The organism is Streptomyces sp. CNT360, assembly GCF_000424785.1.
In genome coordinates this window covers 134,798-159,365 of the sequence record NZ_AUKO01000019.1, presented here as the reverse complement: position 1 = coordinate 159,365, position 24,568 = coordinate 134,798, and the positions used below count along the sequence as shown (strand labels likewise).

Here is a 24,568-nt window from a genome sequence, read left to right as displayed (position 1 = left end):
CCCGGCCCGGTGCCGGGTCGAGTGCCCGGTTCCGGGCGGCGCGTGCCGGGCTCATCGTCCGACGCGCGGGAGAGGACTGTCAATACTTTGTCCTTACATATTGACGTGGTGGCCCGTTCCCTCCTGCCGCTCCTGGGCGCGGACCCGCAGGAGCAGGGAGACCCAACTGCGGTAGGGACGCCAGGCGTCGGCGATCCGGGCGAGCCGGTCGGGGTCGTCGGCGGCGGCCGGATCCAGCCGGTACTCGGTGGCGACGGCGCGGTGCAGGCGGGGCTCGGTCAGGGGGAAGACGTCGGGGTGCCCGGCGCCCCTGATGAGGATCAGCTCGGCGGAGAAGGGGCCGACGCCGGGCAGTTCCCTCAGGTCGGTGAGGCTGGAGGCGGCGGGCTGCGCGCGCAGCGCGGAAGCGTCGAGACGCCCGTCGAGCGCCGCGTCGGCGAGCGCGCGGAGGCGTGCGGTCCTGGTGCCGCTCAGTCCGTCGATACGGTCCAGACCGCGCAGGACCCGCGGGGCGGGGAACGCGTACAGGCGCCGCCCCGCGACGTCGACGGCCCCGCCGTGCTCGCGCGCGAGACGGGCCTTGAGCGCGGCGGCCTGGCTCATCCGGACACGGTTGCCGATGACGGCCCAGGCGGCGGCCTCGTAGGGGGAGTGGAACAGGACGGGGCGCAGTCCCGGGTAGGCGGACTGGAGGCCGGCGACCACGGGGTCGGCGTCGGCCAGGGCGGGGAAGCCGGTGCCGTCGACGTCGAGGGAGAGGATGCGGCCGATCTGGTCGCGCACCGCACCGTGGTCGCGGGTACCGGCCCGGGCCTCCACCTCCCGGCCGTCACGGTGCACGGTGAACTCCGCCGACACGACCCCGGGCCGGTCGCCCGCCGCCCCGCCCTGCCGGACCGCGCAGCCGATCACGCTCTCCCCGTCGTCGGCGGCGAAGGCCAGCCGCAGCAGGCCGTCGCTCGCGGGAGCGTAGGAGGCGGGGGTGAAGCCCTCCAGGAACCGGGCGGACGAGGCCAGCGAGAACGGCCCGGAGGGGCGGAAGAGGGCGGTGGACACCGGTCAGGCTCCGTGGACGGTCAGGACGTACCCCTCGGGGCCGACGAAGGAGAACACCGGTCCGAACGGGCTGTCGCCCAGCGGCGTCAGCACTTCGACGCCCTCCCGGGTCAGCTTCTCGTGCAGGGCGGGGGCGTCGGGGGTGGAGAACCACAGGGCCACGCCCAGACCGGGGCGGCCCGCGTCCAGGTCGGTCCCGGGCAGCGGTTCGCGCACCGCGAAGGGGCACGGCCTGGTGTCGAACACGACCGCGCCGGGCGGGGCGGCAGGGGTGCGGACCAGGCCGAGGTGCTTCTCGAAGAACGTGGCCGCGCCCTCCACGTCACGGACCTGAAGGGCCACGAAGTCGGGGCCGTCGATGCTGACGGACACGGGATTCCTCCTCGCTTGGATGTCAGGGCTTTGACATGCTTGACACTAGGATGCCGTCCGGCGGATGTCAAAACACGAACATGGAAGGAAGGCTGCCAGTGGAGCCACCGCACCCGGCCGAGGACGTGCTCGACCACGTGGGATACCGCCTCAAAAGAGCACACGCCGCCCTGCGCAGCGCGATGGACGCGGCCCTGCGCGCGCACGAGCTGACCGTGCCGCAGTACTCCTGTCTCGAAGTGCTCGCCGCACGACCGGGCCTGTCCAACGCCGAACTGGCGCGCGCCACCTTCGTGACACGCCAGTCGATGAACGTCGTACTGCGCGCGCTGCAACGCGACGGCCTCATCGAGCGGCCCGACACCGTGGAGACCGGCCGCGCCCGCCCCACCACCCTCACCGCCGAGGGCCGCCGCCGGCTCCGGGCGGCACAGGCGGCCGTGTACGCCATCGAGGCCCGCATGGTCGAGGCCCTCCCCGGCGACCGCCTCGACGCCCTCCTGGAGGACTGCGACCGCATCGCACGAGCCCTCGGCGACTGACCCACCGCGCCGCGCCCCCACTTCCGACCGGGCGTGTCCGTCACCGATGTCACGGTTTCATCGGCCGGCCGTCACAGGGCGCCCACGGCCACCGCCGAACATCACTGTGCGTCGTTCAGCACCGGGAGGGGCAGGCCGACTGCCTGCCTCACCAGCCACCCTGGGAGGTGCCACATGGCCGACCACCGACTCTGGTCGTACCAGGAGATCGCCGCACACATCGGCGTACGGCCCGACACCGTGCGCTCCTACAAGAAGCACGGCCTTCTGCCACCACCCGACCACGTGGAGGGAGGCAAGCCCTACTGGTACGCGGACACCATCCGCGACTGGGTCACCCGCAGGCCGGGGCACCGCGGCGGACGCTGAGGCCGCGGGCGGGCCCCGCGGAACGGAATCGTATACCCGCTGGGGGTATAGTCGGTCCCACGCACGCACCCGGCGCGGGCCGGACACCGTGCGCCCGCAGCGAGAAATGAGTACCGAACAGCACGAGAAGGAGGGGTGGACCATGAGCACCGTCACGACCACCTACCAGGTGACCGGCATGACCTGCGGCCACTGCGAGGGCGCGGTCCGCGAGGAGATCTCCCGGATCGAGGGCGTCTCGGCGGTGCAGGCGGCGGCCGCCTCGGGGGAGGTCACCGTCACCTCGTCCGCCGCACTGGACGACGCCGCCGTGCGGGAAGCCGTGGACGAGGCGGGCTACGAACTGGTGGGCCGCGCCTGAGCGCCGACACCCGGGCACGGACAGCGAAAAGCGCCCCACCGGCCGGGTCCCCCCACGGGCCCGTCGATGGGGCGCTTTCTCTTCCCGGTCGCGGATTCCCCCCACGGGATCCTGGCCGGGCGCTCTGTGGGTGTACGTGCGGACGGGAGGGCCGCTCAAAGCTCCCCGCGCACGTGCACCGTTTCTTCACCTCGCATCCGTCCCCCAAGACGGATCCGACGCGCGGCGACGACTCCGCCGGGAGGCCGACGCCACCCGGTTAGACCACCGAACCCCGCCGATGGTTACCCCCCAATTTCTGTGACCTACGTCTCGTCGGCAACTCTCACAAACGGAAAGACATCCTCCGCCGGCGACCGTACCGCGCACCACAACCGGAAGGCCCCGGTCCGAGGGACCGGGGCCTTCCGCGGGGTTCGGGAGCGCCGTGCGCGCCGACGAGGGCGGGCAGCCGCTTCAGCGGGCCTCGACCGGCACGTAGTCGCGCTGCACCACACCGGTGTAGATCTGCCGCGGACGGCCGATCCGGGAACCCGGCTCCTTGATCATCTCGTGCCACTGGGCGATCCAGCCCGGCAGCCGGCCCAGCGCGAACAGCACGGTGAACATGCTGGTCGGGAAGCCCATGGCGCGGTAGATCAGGCCGGTGTAGAAGTCCACGTTCGGGTAGAGCTTGCGCTCGACGAAGTAGTCGTCTGAGAGCGCGTGCTCCTCCAGGCGCAGCGCGATGTCCAGCAGCTCGTCGCTCTTGCCGAGCGCCGAGAGGACGTCGTGGGCCGCCGCCTTGATGATCTTCGCCCGGGGGTCGAAGTTCTTGTAGACCCGGTGACCGAAGCCCATCAGCTTGACGCCGTCCTCCTTGTCCTTCACCTTGCGGATGAAGGTGTCGACGTCGCCGCCCGCCGCCTGGATGGACTGGAGCATCTCCAGGACGCTCTGGTTGGCGCCGCCGTGCAGCGGGCCCCACAGCGCATTGATGCCCGCGGAGATCGAGGCGAACATGTTCGCCTGCGAGGAGCCGACCAGCCGCACCGTGGAGGTCGAGCAGTTCTGCTCGTGGTCGGCGTGCAGGATCAGCAGCTTGTCCAGGGCGCTGACGACGACCGGGTCGAGGTCGTACTCCTGCGCGGGGACCGAGAAGGTCATCCGCAGGAAGTTCTCCACGTAGCCCAGGTCGTTGCTCGGGTAGACGACCGGGTGGCCGATGGCCTTCTTGTAGGCGTACGCGGCGATCGTCGGCAGCTTGGCCAGCAGCCTTATGGTCGACAGGTTCCGCTGTTCCTCGTCGAACGGGTTGTGGCTGTCCTGGTAGAAGGTCGACAGGGCGCTGACGACGGAGGAGAGCATCGCCATCGGGTGGGCGTCGCTCGGGAAGCCGTCGTAGAACCGCTTGACGTCCTCGTGCAGCAGGGTGTGCTGCGTGATCTCGTTCTTGAACCCGCTCAGCTCGTCGACGGTGGGCAGCTCGCCGTTGATCAGCAGGTACGCCGTCTCCAGGAAGGTGCCGCGCTCGGCGAGCTGCTCGATCGGGTAGCCGCGGTAGCGCAGGATGCCCTGCTCACCGTCGAGATAGGTGATGGCCGACTTGTAGGCGGCGGTGTTGCCGTAGCCGGAGTCCAGGGTCACCAGACCGGTCTGGGCACGCAGCTTGCCGATGTCGACGCCACGGTCGCCCACCGTGCTCTCGACGACCGGGTAGCTGTACTCGCCGTCTCCGTAGCGGAGTACTACGGATTTCTCGCTGTCGCGGTTCTCGCTCACGTCATCCCTCACCGACGTAGTGCCTCTTCTTCGAGGTGCCCTGACTTCTTCCACTCTCCCCTATCCAGCGCCGTGCGGTGCACTGGGGGTCAGCCAGAGGGCTCCATGGTGGCACGGAGTGCCGCCCTTCTGAACATCCTGCACCCTTCTGGCCGTCATGGTCACCCCCTGGGACCGTTCCCGCCTCCCGGGGCGGTCAACGCCCCGGCCAGCCGGTGATCGAGCGCCGTGCACCGCCGGCCGGCCGAGACCGTACGGACCGCCTGGCCCAGCGCTCTGCGTGAGCCCACCAGCACGACCAGGCGTTTCGCCCGCGTCACCGCCGTGTAGAGCAGGTTGCGCTGGAGCATCATCCAGGCGCCGGTGGTGACCGGGATCACCACCGCCGGGTACTCGCTGCCCTGCGAGCGGTGGATGGTGACGGCGTAGGCGTGGGAGAGCTCGTCCAGCTCGTCGAAGTCGTAGCCCACCTCCTCGTCCTCGTCCGTGCGCACCGTCAGCCGCTGGTCCTCGGCCTGGAGGTCCGTCACCACGCCGACGGTGCCGTTGAAGACGCCGTTCGCCCCCTTCTCGTAGTTGTTCCTGATCTGGGTGACCTTGTCGCCCACCCGGAAGACCCGGCCGCCGAAGCGCTTCTCGGGCAGCCCGGGGCGGGCCGGGGTGACCGCCTGCTGGAGCAGCCCGTTGAGGGCGCCCGCGCCGGCCGGGCCGCGGTGCATGGGCGCGAGAACCTGGATGTCGCGGCGCGGGTCGAGCCCGAACTTCGCCGGCACCCGGCGCGCCGCCACGTCGACCGTCAGCGCCCCCGCGGCCTCGGTGTCCTCCTCCACGAAGAGGAAGAAGTCGTCCATCCCCCGGGTCAGCGGATGGCTGCCGGAGTTGATGCGGTGCGCGTTGGTCACCACCCCCGACTGCTGGGCCTGGCGGAAGATGCGGGTGAGCCGCACCGCCGGCACCGGCCCGCCCTCGGCCAGCAGGTCCCGCAGCACCTCGCCCGCCCCCACCGACGGCAGCTGGTCCACGTCGCCGACCAGCAGCAGGTGGGCGCCCGGCGGCACCGCCTTGATCAGCTTGTTGGCCAGCAGCAGGTCCAGCATCGAGGCCTCGTCCACCACCACCAGGTCCGCCTCCAGCGGGCGCTCCCGGTTCCAGGCCGCGTCCCCGCCCGGTTTGAGCTCCAGCAGCCGGTGGACCGTGGAGGCCTCGGCACCCGTCAGCTCCGCCAGCCGCTTGGCGGCCCGCCCCGTGGGGGCCGCCAGCACGACGCGGGCCTTCTTGGCGCGGGCCAGCTCCACCACCGAGCGCACCGTGAAGGACTTGCCGCAGCCGGGGCCGCCGGTGAGCACCGCCACCTTGCTGGTGAGCGCGAGCTTGACCGCCTCCTGCTGCTCGGCGGCCAGTTGGGCGCCCGTGCGGGAGGCGAGCCAGCCCAGCGCCGCCTGCCAGTCCACGTCGCGGAAGGCGGGCAGCCGGTCCTCCCCGCTGCGCAGCAGCCGCCTGAGCTGCGCGGCCAGCGCCACCTCGGCCCGGTGGAAGGGGACGAGATAGACGGCGGTCATCCGCCGTTCGGGATCCTCGGGGTCGGGTACCTGCTCGCGGACGACGCCGCCCTCCTCCTCGTCGGCAGTCAGCTCCCCGAGGCACTCGATGACCAGGCCGGTGTCGACCTGGAGCAGCTTGACCGCCTCGGAGATGAGCCGCTCCTCCGGCAGGAAGCAGTGCCCCTGGTCGGACGACTGGGAAAGGGCGTGCCGCAGTCCTGCCTTGACGCGCTCCGGGCTGTCGTGCGGGATGCCGACGGACTGCGCGATGCGGTCGGCGGTCAAAAAGCCGATGCCCCACACGTCGGCGGCCAGCCGGTAGGGGTTGCCGCGCACCGTGGAGATCGAGGCGTCGCCGTACTGCTTGTAGATGCGCACCGCGATGGAGGTGGAGACGCCGACGCCCTGGAGGAAGACCATCACCTCCTTGATGGCCTTCTGCTCGTCCCAGGCGGCGGCGATCAGCTTCGTGCGCTTGGGGCCCAGCCCCGGGACCTGGACGAGCTGCCCGGGGTCCTCCTCGATGACGTCGAGCGTGCGCACGCCGAAGTGGGTGACGATGCGGTCGGCGATGCGCGGGCCGACGCCCTTGATCAGGCCGGAGCCCAGATAGCGGCGGATGCCCTGGATCGTGGCGGGCAGCACCGTGACGTAGTTGTCCACGTGGAACTGGCGCCCGTACTGCGGGTGGGAGCCCCAGCGGCCCTCCATCCGCAGCGACTCGCCTGCCTGGGCGCCCAGCAACGCGCCGACGACGGTGAGCAGATCACCGGCGCCGCGGCCGGTGTCGACCCGGGCGACGGTGTACCCGTTCTCCTCGTTGGCGTAGGTGATGCGTTCGAGGACCCCTTCGAGCACGGCAGGCTGGAACGTCATGCCCCGACCGTAGCCCCGCGTGCCGACATCACCGTCACCCTGTGGGCAGCCTTCCGTCACGCTCCGGAAGTCTCCTCGTCACGGGCGCAGTTACCGCTGCACGCGCATCATCACGATCCTGCATCGGCCCCGGTCTCAGCTTGCGTCACCATGCGCACATCACATTCCATGACCGATGTAATCGTTTCCATGCACGCAGCGCGGCGCCCCCACCAAGTGCCCTGCGCACGGGAACACTTCCCCCCTCTTCTCTCCCGTACCCCGTCCGTTCCTCGCACCTTTGGAAACCGGCAGCGCAATGGCAGGCATCAAGGACGTCGCGGCACGCGCCGGCGTCTCCGTCGCCACGGTCTCCCGCGTCCTCAACGACCACAGCGGGGTCCGTGAGGAGACCAGGGCCCGCGTCCTGACCGTCGTCTCCGAGCTCAGCTACCGGCCCAACACGCTGGCCCGCTCGCTGCGCACGGACCAGACCCGCACCCTGGGCCTGGTCATCAGCGACGTGCTGAATCCTTTCTTCACCGAGCTGGCCCGCGCCGTCGAGGACGCGGCACGCGAGCGGGGCTACAGCGTCATCATCGGCAACGCGGACGAACAGCTCGCGCTCCAGGACCACCACGTACGCACCCTGCTGGACCGCAGGATCGACGGGCTGCTGGTCTCCCCGGCGAACGGCGACTCCCTCGCACTGCGCGAGGCCGCACTGACCGGCATCCCCATGGTCCTGGTCGACCGGTGGATCGAGGGCCTGGACGTGCCGGTCGTACGGGCCGACGGGCGCAGCGCCGTCCGCGCCCTGGTGGCCCACCTGTACGAGCTGGGCCACCGCAGGCCGGCCATCATCACCGGGCCCGTCGCCAGCACCACCGGCAACGAGCGGCTGGAGGCGTTCCGCCAGGCGGTGGAGGAGTTCGGTCTGCCGCTCCCCGAGATCTACATCGGGCAGGGCGACTTCCAGACCGCCAGCGGCCGTCGGGCCACCGAGGACTTCTTCACCCTGCCCCGGCCGCCCGACGCGGTCTTCGCGACGGACAACCTGATGGCGCTGGGCGTCATGGAGAAGCTGCGCACGCTCGGCCTCACAGTGCCCGACGACGTGTCGCTGGCCGCCTTCGACGACATCCCCTGGTTCGTGCACACCGCTCCGCCGATCACCGCGATCGTCCAGCCCACCCAGGAACTGGGGCACCGTGCGGTCGCCGCACTGACCGACCTGGTGGAGGGACGGAGCGCCGACTCCGTCACGCTCTTTGCCCACCTCGAAGCGCGCCGCTCCTGCGGCGAAACAGCGCGCCGCTGCCGCGGCGAAGACGAAAGGACGCGCCGTTGACCACCCCTGATCCGCCCCCGGCACGGGAACTGCTGCGCACCGAGGGCATCCGCAAGACGTTCCCCGGCGTGGTCGCCCTGGACGGTGTCGACTTCGACCTGCGCTCCGGCGAGGTGCACGTCCTGCTCGGCGAGAACGGCGCCGGCAAGAGCACGCTGATCAAGGTGCTCTCCGGTACCTACCGCGCGGACGCCGGGCGGGTGCTGCGCGAGGGCAAGCAGGTGCGCATCGCGGACGCCGAGTCCGCCGAGAAGCAGGGCATCGCCACCATCCACCAGGAGTTCAACCTGGTGCCGCAGCTCTCCGTCGCGGAGAACATCTTCCTGGGCCGCCAGCCGCGCAGGCTGGGCATGGTGGACCGCCGGAAGATGGAGGCCGACGCGAAAGTGCTGCTGGACCGCGTCGGTGTCACCGCCTCGCCGCGCACCCCGGTCGGCAAACTGGGCATCGCCGGGCGCCAGATGGTGGAGATCGCCAAGGCGCTCAGCCTGCGCACCCGCGTGCTGATCATGGACGAGCCGACCGCCGTGCTCACCACCGAGGAGGTGGCCCGGCTCTTCGCGATCGTGCGCAGACTCCGTTCGGAGGGCGTGGGCATCGTCTTCATCACCCACCACCTGGAGGAGATCCCCGCGATCGGCGACCGGGTCACGGTGCTGCGCGACGGGCGCAGCGTCGGCCAGGTGCCGGCCGACACGCCGCAGGACGAGCTGGTGCGGCTGATGGTGGGCCGCAGCATCGAGCAGCAGTACCCGCGCCAGACCGTGCAGGCCGAGGACGCCGTGACCGGGGCCGCACCGCTGCTGCGGGTCTCGGGGCTGCGCAAGCAGGGCGTCTTCGCCGACGTCAGCTTCGAGGTGCGGGCCGGCGAGGTCGTCGGGCTGGCCGGGCTGGTGGGCGCGGGCCGCACGGAGGTCGTCCGCGCGGTCTTCGGCGCCGACGACTACGACGCGGGCCGCGTCGAGGTGGGCGGCAAGCGGCTGCCCGGCGGCGACGTGTGGGCCTCGCACACGGCCGGGCTCGGCCTCGTCCCGGAGGACCGCAAGGGGCAGGGCCTGCTGCCCGAGGCATCGGTCTCGGAGAACCTCGGTCTGGTCTCGATGCGCGAGGCGAGCAGAGGCGGCCTGGTGAACCGTGGCGGGCTGCGCAAGGACGCCGCCCGCATCGCCGACCGGCTGGGGGTGCGGATGGCCGGCCTGGACCAGCACGTGCGCACTCTCTCGGGCGGCAACCAGCAGAAGGTCGTGATCGGCAAGTGGCTGCTGGCCAAGAGCCGCGTGCTGATCCTCGACGAACCCACCCGCGGCATCGACGTGGGCGCCAAGGTCGAGATCTACCAGCTCATCAACGAGCTGACGGCCTCCGGCCACGCGGTGCTGATGATCTCCAGTGACCTTCCCGAGGTGCTGGGCATGAGCGACCGGGTCCTGGTGATGTCCCAGGGCCGGATCGCCGGTGAACTGACCGCGCGGGAAGCGACCCAGGACGCCGTCATGGCCCTGGCCGTCGGCACCTCCGCGCCCGGAACGAGCACAATGGAGGAATCTCCCCGTGGCCATTGACACGCAGCCGGGTCACCGCCTGGACAAGCGCCCCGGCAGCAGCGGGCCGCCGCACGTGATACGCCGCATCCTGCTGGACAACGGTGCGCTCAGCGCGCTCGTCGTCCTGGTCGTGGTCCTGGGGATCATGTCCGGGAACTTCTTCACGACGACGAACCTGCTGAACGTCGGCGTGCAGGCCGCGGTGACCGCGATCCTCGCCTTCGGCGTCACCTTCGCCATCGTCTCCGGCGGCATCGACCTGTCGGTGGGTTCGGTGGCCGCGTTCTCCGGCGTCATGCTCGGCTGGTTCACCACCACCCAGGGCATGCCGGTCTTCCTGGGCACCGTGCTGGCGATCCTCACCGGTACGGCCTGCGGGCTTCTCAACGGCGTACTGATCTCCTACGGCAAGCTGCCGCCGTTCATCGCGACCCTGGCGATGCTCTCGGCGGCGCGCGGTCTGGCGCAGGTCGTCTCCGAGGGCAACCCGGTGCTGCTGCCCGACTCGCTGTCCTGGATCGGCAAGACGATCGGCGAGTGGCTGCCGGTGCCGGTCATCGTGATGCTGGTGATGGGCGTGCTGGCCGCGGTGATCCTGGCCCGCACCTACAGCGGGCGGTCGATGTACGCGATCGGCGGCAACGAGGAGGCCGCGCACCTGTCCGGCATCCGGGTACGGCGCCAGAAGCTGGTGATCTACACCCTGGTGGGCACATTCGCGGCAGTGGCCGGAATCGTCCTTGCGTCCCGGCTCGCCTCGGCCCAGCCCAACGCGGCCAATGGTTACGAACTGGATGCGATCGCGGCGGTGGTGATCGGCGGTGCGAGTCTCTCCGGAGGGGTCGGAAAGGCTTCCGGAACGCTGATCGGCGCGCTTATCCTCGCTGTTCTGCGCAATGGGCTCAACCTGCTCGACGTTTCCGCTTTCTGGCAGCAAGTCGTCATCGGGGTCGTCATCGCATTGGCTGTGCTCCTCGATACACTGCGTCGTCGCACGTGATCTTTGTGCAACGGGGGAGTTCGCGTAGTTCGTCCCACTGCCGACTGCAAGGAATGCAGCAATGAGCAAGAGAAAGAACACGTCTGTCCTCATCGTGGCCACGGCGGTCGCGCTGACCGCCTCCGCCTGTGGCTCCGGTGGTGACTCCAAGGGCGGCAAGGAGAAGGCCAAGATCGGCTTCGCCATATCGGCGCTCAACCAGCCCTTCATGGTCCAGATGAAGGAGGGCGCGGAGGCCGAGGCCAAGGCGCAGGGCGCCGACCTGAGCGTCCAGAACGCCTCGGACGACGCCTCCCAGCAGGCCAACCAGATGCAGAACTTCACCTCTCAGCAGATGAAGTCGATCATCATCAACCCTGTCGACTCGGACGCCGCCGCCCCCTCGGTCAAGGCCGCGAACAACGCGAACATCCCGGTCATCGCCGCCGACCGCAGCGTCAACAAGGCCAAGATCGAGACGACGGTCGCCTCCGACAACGTCGCCGGTGGCAAGCAGGCCGCCAAGCAGATCAACGACCTGCTCGGCGGCAAGGGCGAGATCCTGGTCCTGCAGGGCCAGACGGGCACCTCCGCCTCCCGCGAGCGCGGGCAGGGCTTCAAGGAGGGCCTCAAGAAGTACCCGGGCATCAAGGTCGCCACCAAGCAGCCCGCGGACTTCCAGCGGGCCAAGGGCCTGGACGTGACCACCAACGCCATGCAGTCGCACCCGGAGATCGACGCGGTCTTCGCGGAGAACGACGAGATGGCGCTGGGCGCGGTCAAGGCGCTGGGCGCCAAGTCCGGCAAGAGCGTCAAGGTCGTCGGCTTCGACGGCACCCCGGACGCGATGAAGGCCGTCAAGAAGGGCACCTTGAACGCGACCGTCGCCCAGCAGCCGGCCGAGCTGGGCAAGATGGCCGTCCGCAACGCCATGCGGGTCATCGACGAGACCAAGGTGCAGGACCAGATCAAGGTCCCGGTGAAGGTCGTCACCAAGAAGAACGTCGACCGCTACTCCTGATCCCAGGACGGCTCCCGGACCACGCGGTCCCACGACTCGGGGCCGGGAAGGTCACCGAGGCCGGGAGCCGGTCGGACGACACGCAACGCGGTCCGCGCGGGCGCTGCCCGCGCGGAGCGAGAAGGAGCACACCGGATGCACGAGTACGACCTGTTGGTCGTAGGGTCCGCCAACGCCGACCTGGTCATCGGTCTCGACCGACGGCCGGGCCCGGGCGAGACGGTGCTCGGGTCGGACCTGGTGATCCACCCGGGCGGCAAGGGCGCGAACCAGGCGGCGGCCGCCGCCCGGCTCGGGGCCCGCACCACGCTGCTGGCGCGCGTCGGTGACGACGCGTACGGCCGGATGCTGGCCGAGGCGCAGCGGGACGCGGGTGCGGCGTTGGCGGGGCTCCTCGTGGGCCCGACGGACACACCGGGCACGGTGGGCAAGGACGGCGTCAAGGTCCCCGGCGCGGCCGGTGCCCCCGAGGGCGCCGAGGGCACCGACGCCCCCACCGGCGTCGCCCTCATCACCGTGGACGCCGCGGGCGACAACAGCATCGTCGTCTCCCCCGGCGCCAACGCCCGGCTCAGCCCGGCGGACGTGGCGGCGGCGGGCCCGCTGTTCGAGGCGGCCGCGGTGGTCTCCTGCCAGTTGGAGATCCCGCTGGAGACGGTCGCCGCGGCGGCGCGCGCCGCGGCCGAGCACGGTGCGCGGCTGGTGCTCAACCCCTCCCCGCCCGCGCGGCTGCCCGAGGACGTGCTGGGGCTGTGCGACCCGCTGGTGGTCAACGAGCACGAGGCACGCCAGTTGCTGGACGACGGCGCGTCGCTCGGTGACGACCCGGCGGAGTGGGCCACCGCCCTGCTGGGCCTGGGCCCGCGCAGCGTGGTGGTCACGCTGGGCGGCGAGGGTGCGCTGGTGGCAGGGTCCGAGGTGGGCGCCGAGGTGACGGACGGGGTCGGCATGGTGCGGGTGCCCAGCCCGCACGTCGAGGCCGTGGACACCACCGGCGCCGGTGACGCCTTCACCGGGGCGCTCGGCTGGCGGCTGGGCCGCGGCAGCGGGCTGGAGGAAGCCGTACGGTACGCGGTGCGCGTCGGCTCCTTCGCGGTCACCCGCCCGGGGGCTCAGGAGTCCTACCCCACCGCCTCTGACATGGAGACGGCTGACGGAAGCACCCTCGGCGCGGAGCCCGAAGGGCGTGCCGGGTGAAGCGGAGCGGCATACTCAACCGCGGACTGAGCGGGGCGCTGGCCTGCCTGGGCCACACCGACCTGGTCGTGGTGTGCGACGTGGGGCTGCCGATCCCCGACGGGCCCACGGTCGTCGACCTGGCCTTCCGCGCGGGCACGCCCTCCTTCGCCGAAGTGCTGACGGGGCTGCTCGACGAGCTGGAGGTCGAGGGCGCCACGGCCGCGACCGAGGTACGCGAGGCCAACCCCGCGTGCGCGGCGCTGCTGGAGGAGAAGCTGCCCGGTTGGCGGTCGGTGCCGCACGAGGAGTTGAAGGCGCTCACCCGCCGGGCCCGCCTGGTGGTGCGCACCGGCGAGGCGCGGCCGTACGCCAACGTGGTGCTGCGGTGCGGGGTACCGTTCTGAGCCGGCTCCGAGCTGACTCCGAGCCGACTCCGAGCTGACGGTGCCCGCCTTCCGGTGTGAGCCGTAGCGTGACTTTTCCCCGTGCATCTGGTCGGCTGAGCGCATGCGACTCGCCTTCTCCACCCTCGGCGTCCCCGGCACGCCCCTCGACGAAGTCCTGCGCATGGCCACCGGATCCGGCTTCCACGGGGTGGAGCTGCGCGCCCACGAGGAAGAGCCGGTCCACCCCGGTCTGAGCCCGCGCGAGCGGAGCGAGGTGGCCGAGCGGTTCGGCCGGGCAGGGCTTGAGGTGCTGTGTCTTGCCGGGTATCCGAGGATGGCGGCGGACGGCGACGACGGGCCCGTACTCGCCGAGGTGCGCGCCCTGGTGGAGCTGGCGCGCGACCTGGGGGTGCCCTACGTCCGCGTCTTCCCCGGTGCGGAGACCGACGGGACCGGCGCCGCCCGGGATTCCGCCGCGGCCGACGGGACGGCGGTACGGCGGCTGACGGAGGCCGCGCGGATCGCCGAGGACCTGGGCGTGCGGGTGCTGCTGGAGACGCACGACTCCCACCGCACGGGCGCGGACACGGCGCGCGTGCTGCGGGCGGTCGGCCGACCGGGCGCGGGCGCCCTGTGGGACGTGCTGCACACCTGGCGCGGCGGCGAGGAACCGCAGGAGACCTACGACCTGTTGGCCCCCCATCTCGGGTACGTCCAGGTCAAGGACGTCCCCTCCCGCCAGGACAGCACACCGCTGCCGCCCGGCGAGGGCGTACTGCCGCTCGCGGAACTCGTCGAGGTGCTCACCCGCGCCGCGGACGCCCGCACGCCCGTCCCCGGGCAGGGGACGGGCGTGGAGTGGCTGTGCTGGGAGTACGAGAAGCGCTGGTACCCCCAGGTGCGCGCACTGCCCGAGCTGCTGCCGGGCGTGCGCGCCCATCTGCTGGGCCTGCTCGCCGACGCGGCGTGACGGTGCCGCGCCGGCGGCCTCAGTCGAGGGTCACGGACGCAGTGTCCGCGCGTCCTTCTGCGGCGTGTCCAGCTTCTTGTCGTACGTTGTCAGCCGCTGGGGCTTCGCGCCCGGCTCGGCCTTGAGGCCCGCGAACTTCAGCAGCATGCGGGTGGCCTTCGCGCGGTCGTCCTCGGCCAGGGTGGCGATCTGCGCGCCGTGGTTCTGGTCGGGCGCCCAGAAGACGGCGGTGTCCTTGGTGCGCTTGCCCGGGTGGAACGGCTCCGCGCCCCACGGGTCGTTCTCGCCGTAGATGTAGAGCATCTGCGAGGAGTCGCGGCGCACCCAGCGGTCGACGTCCCGCATCGCCTTGTCGTGCTTGTTGAAGCGCATCGGGATGTCACGCGGCACATAGGTGCGGGGCGTGTTCAGGCCCGGGTACTTGCGCACGTCGTCGAGGAGCGGCTCCTCGTAGTCGGGCGACCCCATCTGGGTGCCCGCCTGGTAGTAGTACGGGGTGTAGGGCAGCATGCCCTGGTCGGTACCGGCGTCCCAGCCGCCGATCTCGTCGGCCCACTGGTAGAGCGTGTCCGTCGAGGCGTCCGGGGCGGGCACCTGGTCGCAGTCCTTGAGCAGGTGGTACTGCCAGTAGCCCCACACCAGGTCCTGCGCGATCAGTTCGAAGGCCTTGTCGGCGCCGCCGGCCAGCTTGAAGGTGTAGTCGTTCTCCTTCGCCCACTTCTTCAGCCGGGGCACCATCTCGCCGCGGCGCTCGAAGATTTCGTGCTGCACGCCGTTGAGCCGGTCGCGGCACTCCTTGGTGCCCACCGTCTTGAAGAATGTGCCGTAGGCGGAGTCCTCGTCGTTGCGCACGTCGTTCGGGGCGACGTAGGGGACGGTGCCGTCCATGTCGTGCGGGTAGAAGCGGCGGTAGTAGGTCGCCGTCATGCCGCCCTTGCTGGCGCCGGTGGCGATCCAGTTCTTGCCGTAGATCTTCTTCAGCGCCTCGTGGATGCGGTGCTGGTCGCTGGCGGCCTGCCAGATGGTCAGCTTCGACCAGTCGGCCGGCTCGGGACGCGACGGCGTGAAGAAGCGGTACTCCATGGAGACCTGGTTGCCGTCCGTCAGCTGCGTCGGCTCGCTGCGGCTGGGGGTGGTGCTCAGGTTGTAGCCGCCGGTGAAGAAGACGGTGGGCCGGTCGGTGGCCTTGTGCAGGATGGAGATGCGCTGCTGGAACGTGCCCTTGCCGGGGTGCCGGTGGTCGACGGGCTGTTCGTAGTTGAGCAGAAAATAGCGGTACCCGTCGACGGGCTTCTCCTCGATGAGGCTCATCCCGGGTACCGCGAGGATGCGGTCCTTGATGTCGGTGGCGCCGGCCTTCCCGCCGGATCCGGCCGCTGTGGCGGCCCCCGCCGACGCGCTGCCGACGCCGAAGGTGCCTATCAGCACCACCAGAGACAGCAACCATCTGAGCGTTCTGCGCATTTACCCTCCCCATACTTCGCCAAAAGTCGACGTGAACCTATCGGCGCGCGACCGGCTCCGCCAGACCCTGGGACCCGCCGTGTGTACGCATACGGGTCAGCCCGCACCGCTCAGCGGGACGAACACCCGCGTCGGTGGCCGCGGCTACGCTGCGCACCATGACTGATCCCGCAACCGGGCCGCTGCCCGCCCCGCTGGCCACCGGGCCACGCGGGATGCGGCTGCTGTCCTTCCACCACGAGCCGGAGGACACGCGTTTCGCCGACGCAGCGGTCGGCTACGCCCTGCTCGCCGTCCGGCACGAGGGCAGGCTGCTGATGGTGCACGTGCGCGACCGCGACTGCTGGGAGCTGCCCGGCGGCGGCGTCGAGGAGGGGGAGACGCCCCGCGCGGCGGCGGCCCGCGAACTGCGCGAGGAGACCTGTCAGGAGGTGGACCCGGCGGCGCTGCGCTTCGTCGGCTTCTCCCGCACCGCCCTGGGGCCGGCACAGCACGTGCTCTACGGTGCCCTGTTCGCCGGCGAGCTGACCGGGCTGCTGCCCTTCACCCCGAACGAGGAGATCTCCGCCCTGCACTGGCGCACCGGGCTGGAGCCGCTGCCCTGGGGCCGGGTGCAGACGGTGGACGAATACCTGGTCGGATTCTGCGGCGCCCCGCCCGGCCCCTGAGCGTCGCTCCGGGAAGCCGGACGGGGCGCGTGCGCCGTCACCGGCACGCGTCCGTCACCGGCACGCGCCCCGTCACACCAGCGCGTGCTCCGTCTCGCCGCCCGCACCGGTGGCCGGCTCCCCCGTGAAGGTGCGCCACAGCTCGGCGTACCGTCCGTCGGCTGCCAGCAGTTCGGCGTGGGTGCCGTCCTCCACGACCCGCCCGTGGTCCAGCACGACGACCCGGTCGGCCCGCGCGGCGGTGGTCAGCCGGTGCGCGACCACCAGGGTGGTCCGCGAGCCGGCGAGCCGGTCGGTGGCCTGGTTGACCAGCGCTTCGGTGGCCAGGTCGAGGGCGGCGGTCGCCTCGTCCAGCAGCAGCACGGCGGGGCCGACCAGCTCGGCCCGCGCCAGGGCGATCAACTGCCGCTGCCCCGCGGACAGGTTGCGGCCGCGCTCGTCGACCTCGTGCAGGTAGCCGCCCGCCAGCGAGGCGATCATGTCGTGCGCCCCCACGTTCCGCGCGGCGGCCTCGACCTCGGCGTCGGTGGCGTCCATGCGCCCGTACGCGATGGCGTCCCGCACGGTGCCGGGGAAGAGGTAGGGCTCCTGAGGGACGACGCCGAGCCGGTGCCGGTAGCCGGTCAGGTCGAGCTCGCGCAGGTCGTGCCCGTCCACCAGGACGGCGCCCTCGCTGGGGTCGTAGAACCGGGCCACCAGCTTGACGAGGGTGGACTTGCCCGCGCCGGTCTCGCCGACGAAGGCGACGGTCTGCCCCGCGGGGATCGTCAACCGCACGTCGGAGAGGGCCTCTTCCTCCCCCGGGGTGCCGGTCGGGTCGGTCGTGGCGTACCGGAAGCGCACGTCGCGGAACTCGATCTCGCCGCGCACCCCGGCCACCTCGCGCGGGGCGGCGGGCGCGGGAGTGGTGCTCTGCTCGCGCAGCAGCTCCTGGATACGGCGCAGCGAGACGGCCGCCTGCTGGTAGCCGTCGAAGACCTGCGAGAGCTGCTGGACCGGGGCGAAGAACAGCTCGATGTAGAGCAGGTAGGCCACCAATGCGCCCGCCGTCAGGGTGCCGTTCTCGATCCGGGTGGCGCCCACCACGAGGACGGAGGCGGTCGCCAGGGAGGCCAGGAGCTGCACGAAGGGGAAGTAGACGGAGATGAGCCACTGTCCGCGCACCCGTGCCTGCCGGTAGCCGTCGCTGCGCTGCTCGAACTGGTCGGCGCCGCGCTCCTCCCCGCGGAAGGCCTGCACCATCCGCAGCCCGGCCACGGACTCCTGGAGGTCGGCGTTGACGACGCTGACCCGCTCGCGGGCCAGTTCGTAGGCCTTGACGCTCTTGCGCCGGAAGAAGACGGTGCCGACGACCAGCAGCGGCAGCGTCGCGAAGACGACCAGGGCGAGCTGGAGGTCGAGCAGCAGCAGGGCGACGAGGATGCCCAGGAAGGTGAAGAGCGAGACGACGGCGGTGACCAGCCCGGTCTGCAGGAAGGTGGACAGCGCGTCCACGTCGGTCGTCATGCGCGTCATCACGGCGCCGGCCAGGTGGCGCTCGTAGTAGTCCAGGCCGAGGCGCTGCAACTGCGCGAAGATCTTCACCCGCAGGGCGTACAGCACGCGTTCCCCGGTGCGTCCGGTCAGCAGCAGCGAACCGACCTGTGCGCCCCACTGCGCGACGACCACGGCGAGCGCCAGGCCGGAGGCGAACCACACGGCTCCCAGCGCGCCCTTCTCCACGCCGTCGTCGATGCCGTGCCGGATGAGGACGGGCAGCACGAGCCCGAAGCCGGCGTCCAGCGCGGCGAAGACGAGGGCGACCAGCAGGGCGGCACCGAAACCGCGCAGCAGCCGGCGCAGCCCGTAGGAGGTCTCGGCCCGTTCGGCCTGCTGCTCGTCGATGTCGGGGACATCGTCGGCGGGCGGGAGCGCGGCCACTCTGGCGAGGAGTTCGGGGTCGCCGGGCAGCCCGGCCAGTTCGGAGGCGAAGGTGCCGGGGCGTCCCGACTGGGCGGCAGCGACGCCCGTGGTGCCGTGGGCGTCCGCTTCCTCCTCCTGCTCACGCACCCACAGCTCGGGGGTGACGCCGTCGACGGTGGGCTCCTGCCGGGCGTCCTGGGCGGCGGCCATGCCGGCCGGGTCGCGGCCCACGTCGCCCAGCTCGTCCGGGTCCGTCAGCAGCTTGCGGTAGAGGGCGCAGCGCTCGGTCAGCTCCTCGTGGGTGCCGGTGTCGGCCAGTCGGCCGCCGTCCAGGACGGCGATCCGGTCGGCCAGCGCGAGGGTGGACTGGCGGTGCGCGATCAGCAGAGTGGTGCGGCCCGCCATCACGCCGCGCAGCGCCTCGTGGATCTCGTGCTCGACGCGGGCGTCGACAGCCGAGGTCGCGTCGTCCAGCAGGAGCAGCCGCGGGTCGGTCAGCAGTGCGCGGGCCAGGGCGATGCGCTGGCGCTGGCCGCCCGAGAGGGTCAGGCCCGCCTCCCCGACGGCGGTCTCGTAGCCGTCGGGCAGCGCGTCGATGAAGCGGTCGGCCTGGGCGGCGCGGGCGGCGGCACGGATCTGTTCGTCGGTGGCGTCGGGCGCTCCGTAGGCGATGTTCTCCCGCAGCGAGGAGGAGAAGAGGAAGGGGTTCTCCGGGACGAGGCCGATGGCGGAGCGCAGCGAGTCCAGCGTCAGCTCGCGCACGTCGTGGCCGCCGACGCGGACGGCGCCGCCGGTCACGTCGTAGTAGCGCGGCAGCAGCATCGAGACGGTGGACTTGCCGCTGCCGCTGGCGCCCACCAGGGCGACGGTCTCCCCCGGCTCGACGCGCAGCGAGAAGCCGTCCAGCACCGGGTCGTCGGGCGCGTAGCCGAAGGTGACGTGGTCGAACTCGACGGAGGCGTCGGCGGTCCCGGGCAGCTCGCGCGCGTACGGGCTCTCGGCCATCTGCGGCTCGGTGTCGATCAGGTCGTAGACCCGTTCGACACCGGCGCGGGCCTGCTGTCCGACAGTCAGCATCATCGCCAGCATCCGCACCGGGCCCACCAGTTGCGCCAGGTAGGTGGAGAAGGCGACGAAGGTGCCCAGCGTGATCTCACCCCGGGTGGCCATCCAGCCGCCGAGCGCCAGCATGGCGACCTGCCCGAGGGAGGGCACGCCTTGGAGGACGGGGGTGTAGCGGGCGTTGAGCCGTACGGTACGCAGCCGTCCGGCGAACAGCTTGCGGCTGATGGCCCGCAGTTTGCCCGTCTCCTGCGCCTCCTGCCCGAAGCCCTTGACCACCCGCACGCCGGTGACCGCGCCGTCCACCACGGAGGCGACCGCACCGGCCTGCTGCTGCGCGTACCAGGTGGCCGGGAAGAGGCGCTTGCGGCTGAGGTTCGCCACCCACCACAGCAGCGGGAAGACGGCCAGCGAGACGAGGGTGAGCAGCGGCGAGAGGACGACCATCACGACGAGCGCGACGAGGAAGAGCAGCACGTTGCCGATCATCATCGGCAGCATGAACAGCAGGCTCTGCACGAGCTGGAGGTCGCTGGTGCCCCGCCCGACGACCTGGCCCGTGGACAGCTCGTCCTGGCTGCGGCCGTCCAGCCGCACGATCGAGCGGTACATCTCGGTGCGCAGGTCGTGCTGGACGTCCAGCGCGAGCCGCCCGCCGTAGTAGCGGCGGGCGTAGGTGAAGGCGTAGATGACGGCCGCGGCGGCCACCAGCAGACCGACCCAGGTCCACAGGCTGCCCTGGCCGCCGACCACCACGTCGTCAATGATGATCTTGGTCAGCAGCGGGACCAGCGCCATGACGGCCATGCCGCCGAGCGAGGCGCCCAGCGCAAACACCACCGCGCGCTTGTACCGCCAACAGTATCCGGCCAGCCGCCGGGCCCATCCGGGTCCGGCGGCCGTCTTCGGACTTCCGGCGCTGTCCTGGGTCACGATGCTCCCTTTTCCCGTTTCCCGTCGCGTTGGGCCTGCCTCCGCGGAGGCCCAACGTCCCAGGATCAGGTTTTCATCCCGTCGGATCTCCCGCTCGTGTTGTCGCAGGTGCCGCTGCCGCCCTCAGCGGCGGGGCAGCCGCGCGGTGAGGCGGTAGAGGCGGGTGACCTCCTCGGCGCGCTGGTTGTCGTCGCTGGCCAGCAGCAGGTGCAGCCGGCCCGGGGAGCGCCCGGTCACCGCGAGGGCCTCGATGTTGTCCAGCAGCGGGTTGGGCTGCGGCGAGGGGTTGGGGGCGCCCAGATCGGGGCAGTCACCCAGATCGGCCAGGAGCGTCTTGCGCAGCGGACGCACCCCGCCGGGCCCGGTGGTGCGGGAACCAGTGTTGCCGACGTTGCCGACGTCGCCGACGTCGCTCGCGTGCCGCGGATCGGCGAGGTAGAGGCGGATGGTGTTGGCGCCGGCCGCCGCGTCGTATCCGCGTTCGAGGACGAGATAGCGGCCCTCCCCGGTCGCGGCGATCTCCGCGACACCGAGCTCGGGATCGACCGGGTAGGCCCACTGGCTGCTGGGCGAGGCCGCCGCTTGGCCGAGCCGCCAGTTCTGGAACCGCACCAGTGCCCGGCCCCGCGCGTCCGTGCCGTCGCCCTCCAGCGGGCCCTCCATGGAGGCGGTCAGGGTGCGGCCCGCGTGCGAGGCGGTCAGCCCCTCGAAGGTCTGGTTGTGCTGAGCACGCCCCGCGGGCCGTACCCGCAGCTCCTGCGGGATGGGCAGCCGCTCACCCGTGAAGGTGCCGTCCGCCGTGTACCGCCCGATGGACGGCTCCGCCTCGGAGGTGACCAGCCGGCTGCCGTCCCGCTCGACGACCAGGCCCTCGGAGTCGAGCGGCGCCCCGTTCCCGTCCGCGACCGGCACCCCGGCGACGGTGCGGGCGCGTGGGACGGGGCCGTGTGCGGCCACGTCGAAGGTGAAGAGCACGGAGCGGTCGGAGAGGCCCACGAGCCGCCCGCGCCCGTCCGGCGCGAGGGCGGAGATCCCGGCGACGGGCAGGTCGTGGAAGGTCGTCTTGTCGAGGGAGTCGGAGTATCCCTGGAGGGCGACGGACCGCGAACAGGCGTGCCCCTGGTGGGTCTGCGGGAGCGCGGTGGGCCGGGCCGCCGCCGTCTGGGCGGTGACGCAGCCCGCCAGCGCGGCGGCAGCGGTCACGAGAGCGAGCGGGAGACGCGTACGCATGGTGGACCCCTTCACGGTGCGCGGACGGTGTGACGGTGGAGCGGGCGGGCAGTTCGGTGACGGTGCGGGCACGGGCGGCGCCGTCGGTGCGGACGATGGTGCGGGGCGGCACGCTGACGGCACCCGTGCGGCACCGCCAGGACGCCCCGCCCCTCACCGGGAGGCCGGGCCGCCGCCCCGCCACGAGGTCGTCGGGCTCCCGCCTGGCCGACAGCCGCCGGAAGTCGTCAGCCGGAGGAGCCCGTCGTCAGGCCGCCGGAGCCCGGTCGGCCTCCTCCCCGGACTCCTCGGCCGTGACGGCCGCGCACCGGTCGGCGACCTCGTCCAGGGTGAGTCCGAGTGCGCCGACGAGGGCGGCGACGGTGAAGAAGGCGGGGGTGGGTGCGCGCCCCGTCTCGATCTTGCGGAGCGTCTCGGCGGAGATGCCCGCCGCGGCGGCCACGTCCGTCATGCTGCGCTCGCCCCGCGCCCGGCGGAGCAGGGTGCCCAGGTGGCGACCGCGTGCGCGTTCCAGTGGTGTGAGAGGAGTGCGAACCATGCCGTGATACTAATACCGGTATAAGAATTGGTGGGCCGGAGCCGTCCGGCCCCGGAAGCGGAGGCACACGGTCATGGTGGAGCTCAAGACGGACGCGGCACTGGACGCGATGCGAGCGGCCGGACGCGTGGTCGCCGACATCCTGCGGGAGACCCGCGCGGCCGCCGGCGTGGGCGTACGGCTGACCGAACTGGACGAGGTCGCCCGGGAGGTGCTCCGCGCGGCGGGCGCCACCTCTCCGTTCCTGCACTACCGGCCCGACTTCGCGCCCGTGCCCTACCCCGCGGCGCTGTGCGTCTCGGTCAACGACGCCATCGTGCACGGCATCCCGGACGGGTACCGGCTGCGCGACGGCGACCTGGTCAGCGTCGACTGCGGCGCACAGCTGGACGGCTGGACAGGCGACGCGGCCACCAGCTTCTGCGTCGGCACGGCACACCCCGCGGACGTGGCACTGCTCACCACGGCGCAGCAGGCGCTGGAGGCGGGCATCGCGGCGGCGGTGGCGGGGGGCCGGCTCGGCGACATCTCGTACGCCGTCGGCACCACGGCCCGCGCCGCCGGGTACGGCGTCCCGCAGGAGTTCGGCGGCCACGGGATCGGGCGCCGGATGCACGAGGACCCGCCGGTGCCGAACGAGGGCCGGGCGGGCCGCGGTTACCCCCTGCGGGCGGGTCTGACGCTGGCCATCGAGCCGATGCTGCTGGCGGGCGGCGGCGACGGGTTCGCCACCGACCCCGACGGCTGGACGCTGCGCACGCTGGACGGCAGCAGGGCCGCGCACTTCGAGCACACGGTGGCGATCACTCCGGAGGGACCGCGGGTACTGACCGCACCCTGAGCCGGACCCCGCCCCGACAGCGACTCCGGGGCCACAGACGCGACGGCGATGCGAGGGCCACGGGCCCGATACCGACTCCGGGACCCCACAAAACGCGGCGTCCGGCTTCCGGGAGCCAGGAGGGTGACCGGTGGCGGCCCGGTGAGCCGTCGGGCTCCTCCGGTGCCGCCCCGGTCACCGGCGGCGCGTCCCTGGGCGCGCTGGGCCGACACCCCCCACGAGGCCGGCTCCATGAGCGCTCCGCGCCACCTTCCCGCGCGGGATCACTCGTGCAGTCTGGCGAGAACTTCCCCGGATTGCACGTCGACCGATCAAAATCAGTAACGTCACGTATTAAATCAGTTGCGTTGAGTAACCACCCCGAAGGGGGCGGCAGCCCCGTCAAGCCCGCTCCGACCTGCCTGATCGTCGCCCCGACCGGTGGCTCTCCCGGCGATCACGTGCAGGTGCACGGCAGGGCCCGGCCCCCAACACGGCCGGAACCCGCTCGTCCGTGCCCCCTCACGCTCCGCCGTTCCCGCCTTCGTTCCCGCTCCCGGCCCGCTCGGCCGCGATCTGCCGGGTCATCAGCGTCGTCAGCTCGTACGCCGTGTGGGAGGCGGCGACAGAGGTGATCTCCGCGTGGTCGTAGGCCGGGGCGACCTCCACCAGGTCCGCCGAGACCAGGTGGCAGCCGGAGAGCCCGCGCACGATCTCCAGCAGTTCCCGCGAGGTGAGACCGCCCGCCTCCGGCGTGCCCGTGCCCGGCGCGTGGGCGGGGTCGAGCACATCGATGTCGATGGACACGTACAGCGGCCGGGAGCCGATGCGCTGCCGCAACTGGTCGACGACCTCGTCCACCCCGCGGCGCATCACGTCGGCGGAGGTGACGATGCCGAAGCCCATCTTGGCGTCGTCGTCCAGGTCGCGCTTGCCGTACAGCGGCCCCCGGGTGCCCACGTGAGAGAGCGCCGAGGTGTCCAGCACGCCCTCCTCCACGGCCCGCCGGAAGGGGGTGCCGTGGGTGTAGGGGGCGCCGAAGTAGGTGTCCCAGGTGTCCAGGTGCGCGTCGAAGTGCAGCAGGGCGACCGGGCCGTGCTTGCGGGCCATCGCCCGCAGCAGCGGCAGTGCGACGGTGTGGTCGCCGCCCAGGGTCATCAGCCGCGACCCGGCGTCCAGCAGCTCTCCCGCCGCCGCCTCGACGGTTTCGATGGCCTCACCGATGTCGAACGGGTTGACGGCGATGTCCCCGGCGTCCGCCACCTGCGCCAGGGCGAACGGCGCCGCGTCCTGCGCCGGGTTGTAGGGGCGCAGCAGCCGGGACGCCTCACGGATGGCATTGCCGCCGAACCGGGCGCCCGGACGGTAGGAGACCCCGGTGTCGAACGGCACGCCCACGACGGCGACGTCCGCGTGGCCCTCCGTCTGGTCGATGCGGGGCAGCCGCGCGAACGTCGCCGGTCCGGCGTAACGGGGCACCCGGGAGGAGTCGACGGGACCGCGCGGCGGCCGCACGCCGCCGGGCCCCTGCGGGGAAGAGGAGTCGCTGCTGGTCATACCGCCGAGCCTAGGCGCAGCGGCCCGCCGGACAGTTGGCCGCTGCTGAGCGAGGGCGGCTCCCCTTTTGGACACTCCGTCCATCGAGCGCCCGTACGAGACACAAT

Annotated in this window: 19 protein-coding genes and 1 pseudogene; 11 read left to right on the top strand and 9 right to left on the bottom strand. The window is 71.9% G+C overall.

The genetic code is table 11. From position 1 onward, the window contains the following. Positions 1 to 93: 93 nt before the first annotated feature. Both H297_RS0117740 and H297_RS0117735 read right to left on the bottom strand, forming a co-directional pair. Positions 94 to 1,056, bottom strand: coding sequence for a Fe-S cluster assembly protein HesB (locus H297_RS0117740; RefSeq protein WP_027738167.1), 963 nt, complete (start codon positions 1,054 to 1,056; stop codon positions 94 to 96). Positions 1,057 to 1,059: 3 nt separating this feature from the next. Next, positions 1,060 to 1,428, bottom strand: coding sequence for a VOC family protein (locus tag H297_RS0117735; RefSeq protein ID WP_027738166.1), 369 nt, complete (start codon positions 1,426 to 1,428; stop codon positions 1,060 to 1,062). Between the two features lie 80 nt (positions 1,429 to 1,508). Between H297_RS0117735 and H297_RS0117730 the strand changes: the two genes are divergently transcribed. The 3 genes from H297_RS0117730 to H297_RS0117720 all read left to right on the top strand — a co-directional run bounded on the left by H297_RS0117730 (position 1,509) and on the right by H297_RS0117720 (position 2,700). Then, positions 1,509 to 1,970 (top strand): MarR family transcriptional regulator, encoded by a 462-nt coding sequence (locus tag H297_RS0117730; RefSeq protein ID WP_027738165.1) that lies wholly within the window; start codon positions 1,509 to 1,511, stop codon positions 1,968 to 1,970. Between the two features lie 174 nt (positions 1,971 to 2,144). Continuing rightward, positions 2,145 to 2,339, top strand: coding sequence for a MerR family transcriptional regulator (locus H297_RS0117725; protein ID WP_027738164.1), 195 nt, complete (start codon positions 2,145 to 2,147; stop codon positions 2,337 to 2,339). A gap of 106 nt (positions 2,340 to 2,445) precedes the next feature. After that, positions 2,446 to 2,700: a heavy-metal-associated domain-containing protein gene (locus H297_RS0117720; protein WP_051351937.1), complete on the top strand. Its 255-nt coding sequence runs from the start codon at positions 2,446 to 2,448 to the stop codon at positions 2,698 to 2,700. A 456-nt stretch (positions 2,701 to 3,156) separates the two neighbouring features. On the opposite strand, the gene H297_RS0117715 is transcribed toward H297_RS0117720, so the two are convergent. Together H297_RS0117715 and recD2 are read right to left on the bottom strand one after the other, a co-directional pair. Then, positions 3,157 to 4,473, bottom strand: coding sequence for a citrate synthase (locus tag H297_RS0117715; protein WP_199787225.1), 1,317 nt, complete (start codon positions 4,471 to 4,473; stop codon positions 3,157 to 3,159). Positions 4,474 to 4,622: 149 nt separating this feature from the next. After that, on the bottom strand, positions 4,623 to 6,878 hold the full coding sequence (recD2, locus tag H297_RS36905; RefSeq protein WP_037794512.1) for an SF1B family DNA helicase RecD2: 2,256 nt from the start codon (positions 6,876 to 6,878) through the stop codon (positions 4,623 to 4,625). A gap of 298 nt (positions 6,879 to 7,176) precedes the next feature. On the opposite strand from recD2, the gene H297_RS0117705 reads away from it, so the two are divergent. The 6 genes and pseudogenes from H297_RS0117705 to H297_RS0117675 all read left to right on the top strand — a co-directional run bounded on the left by H297_RS0117705 (position 7,177) and on the right by H297_RS0117675 (position 14,287). Continuing rightward, on the top strand, positions 7,177 to 8,208 hold the full coding sequence (locus H297_RS0117705; protein WP_027738161.1) for a LacI family DNA-binding transcriptional regulator: 1,032 nt from the start codon (positions 7,177 to 7,179) through the stop codon (positions 8,206 to 8,208). Continuing rightward, positions 8,205 to 9,770, top strand: a complete 1,566-nt coding sequence (locus H297_RS0117700; protein ID WP_027738160.1) for a sugar ABC transporter ATP-binding protein — start codon at positions 8,205 to 8,207, stop codon at positions 9,768 to 9,770. The genes H297_RS0117705 and H297_RS0117700 overlap by 4 nt, the downstream gene beginning before the upstream one ends. Continuing rightward, positions 9,760 to 11,752 (top strand): annotated as a pseudogene (locus H297_RS44325) (ABC transporter permease/substrate-binding protein). The gene H297_RS0117700 and the pseudogene H297_RS44325 overlap by 11 nt, the downstream one beginning before the upstream one ends. A 135-nt stretch (positions 11,753 to 11,887) precedes the next feature. Beyond that, positions 11,888 to 12,949, top strand: a complete 1,062-nt coding sequence (locus H297_RS0117685; RefSeq protein ID WP_027738157.1) for a ribokinase — start codon at positions 11,888 to 11,890, stop codon at positions 12,947 to 12,949. Next, entirely contained in the window at positions 12,946 to 13,335 is a 390-nt protein-coding gene (gene rbsD / locus H297_RS0117680) for a D-ribose pyranase (RefSeq protein ID WP_027738156.1), read from the top strand. The genes H297_RS0117685 and rbsD overlap by 4 nt, the downstream gene beginning before the upstream one ends. Before the next feature lie 103 nt (positions 13,336 to 13,438). After that, complete coding sequence (locus H297_RS0117675) at positions 13,439 to 14,287, top strand: sugar phosphate isomerase/epimerase family protein (protein WP_027738155.1); 849 nt, start codon at positions 13,439 to 13,441, stop codon at positions 14,285 to 14,287. A gap of 30 nt (positions 14,288 to 14,317) precedes the next feature. On the opposite strand, the gene H297_RS0117670 is transcribed toward H297_RS0117675, so the two are convergent. Then, positions 14,318 to 15,751 (bottom strand): S28 family serine protease, encoded by a 1,434-nt coding sequence (locus H297_RS0117670; protein ID WP_027738154.1) that lies wholly within the window; start codon positions 15,749 to 15,751, stop codon positions 14,318 to 14,320. 158 nt (positions 15,752 to 15,909) lie between these two features. Between H297_RS0117670 and H297_RS36900 the strand changes: the two genes are divergently transcribed. Continuing rightward, the gene (locus H297_RS36900) at positions 15,910 to 16,419 is read left to right on the top strand and encodes an NUDIX domain-containing protein (RefSeq protein ID WP_051351950.1); all 510 of its coding nucleotides are present in this window, start codon (positions 15,910 to 15,912) and stop codon (positions 16,417 to 16,419) included. Positions 16,420 to 16,491: 72 nt separating this feature from the next. On the opposite strand, the gene H297_RS0117660 is transcribed toward H297_RS36900, so the two are convergent. The 3 genes from H297_RS0117660 to H297_RS0117650 form a co-directional block, all read right to left on the bottom strand. Continuing rightward, a complete protein-coding gene (locus H297_RS0117660) occupies positions 16,492 to 20,316 on the bottom strand; it encodes an ABC transporter transmembrane domain-containing protein (RefSeq protein ID WP_027738153.1) in 3,825 nt (1,274 codons plus the stop codon). Positions 20,317 to 20,439: 123 nt separating this feature from the next. Then, positions 20,440 to 21,546, bottom strand: coding sequence for an esterase-like activity of phytase family protein (locus H297_RS0117655; RefSeq protein ID WP_027738152.1), 1,107 nt, complete (start codon positions 21,544 to 21,546; stop codon positions 20,440 to 20,442). Positions 21,547 to 21,793: 247 nt separating this feature from the next. Further along, complete coding sequence (locus H297_RS0117650) at positions 21,794 to 22,084, bottom strand: helix-turn-helix domain-containing protein (protein WP_027738151.1); 291 nt, start codon at positions 22,082 to 22,084, stop codon at positions 21,794 to 21,796. Between the two features lie 73 nt (positions 22,085 to 22,157). Here H297_RS0117650 and map point away from each other — a divergent pair, with 73 nt between their 5' ends. Continuing rightward, positions 22,158 to 22,925: a type I methionyl aminopeptidase gene (gene map / locus H297_RS0117645; RefSeq protein ID WP_027738150.1), complete on the top strand. Its 768-nt coding sequence runs from the start codon at positions 22,158 to 22,160 to the stop codon at positions 22,923 to 22,925. Between the two features lie 501 nt (positions 22,926 to 23,426). Here the strand turns inward: map and speB are convergent. Further along, positions 23,427 to 24,461 carry an agmatinase gene (gene speB, locus H297_RS36895; protein WP_051351936.1) on the bottom strand — a complete coding sequence of 345 codons (1,035 nt, stop codon included), beginning with the start codon at positions 24,459 to 24,461 and terminating at the stop codon, positions 23,427 to 23,429. Positions 24,462 to 24,568: the final 107 nt, after the last annotated feature.

What these genes read in the sequence shown, in the direction of transcription:
- H297_RS0117730 (WP_027738165.1), top strand. Translation starts at nt 1,509, where the DNA reads ATGGAAGGAAGGCTGCCAGTGGAGCCACCGCACCCGGCCGAGGACGTG.
- H297_RS0117705 (WP_027738161.1), top strand. Translation starts at nt 7,177, where the DNA reads ATGGCAGGCATCAAGGACGTCGCGGCACGCGCCGGCGTCTCCGTCGCC.
- map (WP_027738150.1), top strand. Translation starts at nt 22,158, where the DNA reads ATGGTGGAGCTCAAGACGGACGCGGCACTGGACGCGATGCGAGCGGCC.
- H297_RS0117720 (WP_051351937.1), top strand. Translation starts at nt 2,446, where the DNA reads ATGAGTACCGAACAGCACGAGAAGGAGGGGTGGACCATGAGCACCGTC.
- H297_RS0117650 (WP_027738151.1), bottom strand. Translation starts at nt 22,084, where the DNA reads ATGGTTCGCACTCCTCTCACACCACTGGAACGCGCACGCGGTCGCCAC.
- recD2 (WP_037794512.1), bottom strand. Translation starts at nt 6,878, where the DNA reads ATGACGTTCCAGCCTGCCGTGCTCGAAGGGGTCCTCGAACGCATCACC.
- H297_RS0117725 (WP_027738164.1), top strand. Translation starts at nt 2,145, where the DNA reads ATGGCCGACCACCGACTCTGGTCGTACCAGGAGATCGCCGCACACATC.
- H297_RS0117655 (WP_027738152.1), bottom strand. Translation starts at nt 21,546, where the DNA reads ATGCGTACGCGTCTCCCGCTCGCTCTCGTGACCGCTGCCGCCGCGCTG.
- H297_RS0117685 (WP_027738157.1), top strand. Translation starts at nt 11,888, where the DNA reads ATGCACGAGTACGACCTGTTGGTCGTAGGGTCCGCCAACGCCGACCTG.
- speB (WP_051351936.1), bottom strand. Translation starts at nt 24,461, where the DNA reads ATGACCAGCAGCGACTCCTCTTCCCCGCAGGGGCCCGGCGGCGTGCGG.
- H297_RS36900 (WP_051351950.1), top strand. Translation starts at nt 15,910, where the DNA reads ATGACTGATCCCGCAACCGGGCCGCTGCCCGCCCCGCTGGCCACCGGG.
- H297_RS0117675 (WP_027738155.1), top strand. Translation starts at nt 13,439, where the DNA reads ATGCGACTCGCCTTCTCCACCCTCGGCGTCCCCGGCACGCCCCTCGAC.
- H297_RS0117670 (WP_027738154.1), bottom strand. Translation starts at nt 15,751, where the DNA reads ATGCGCAGAACGCTCAGATGGTTGCTGTCTCTGGTGGTGCTGATAGGC.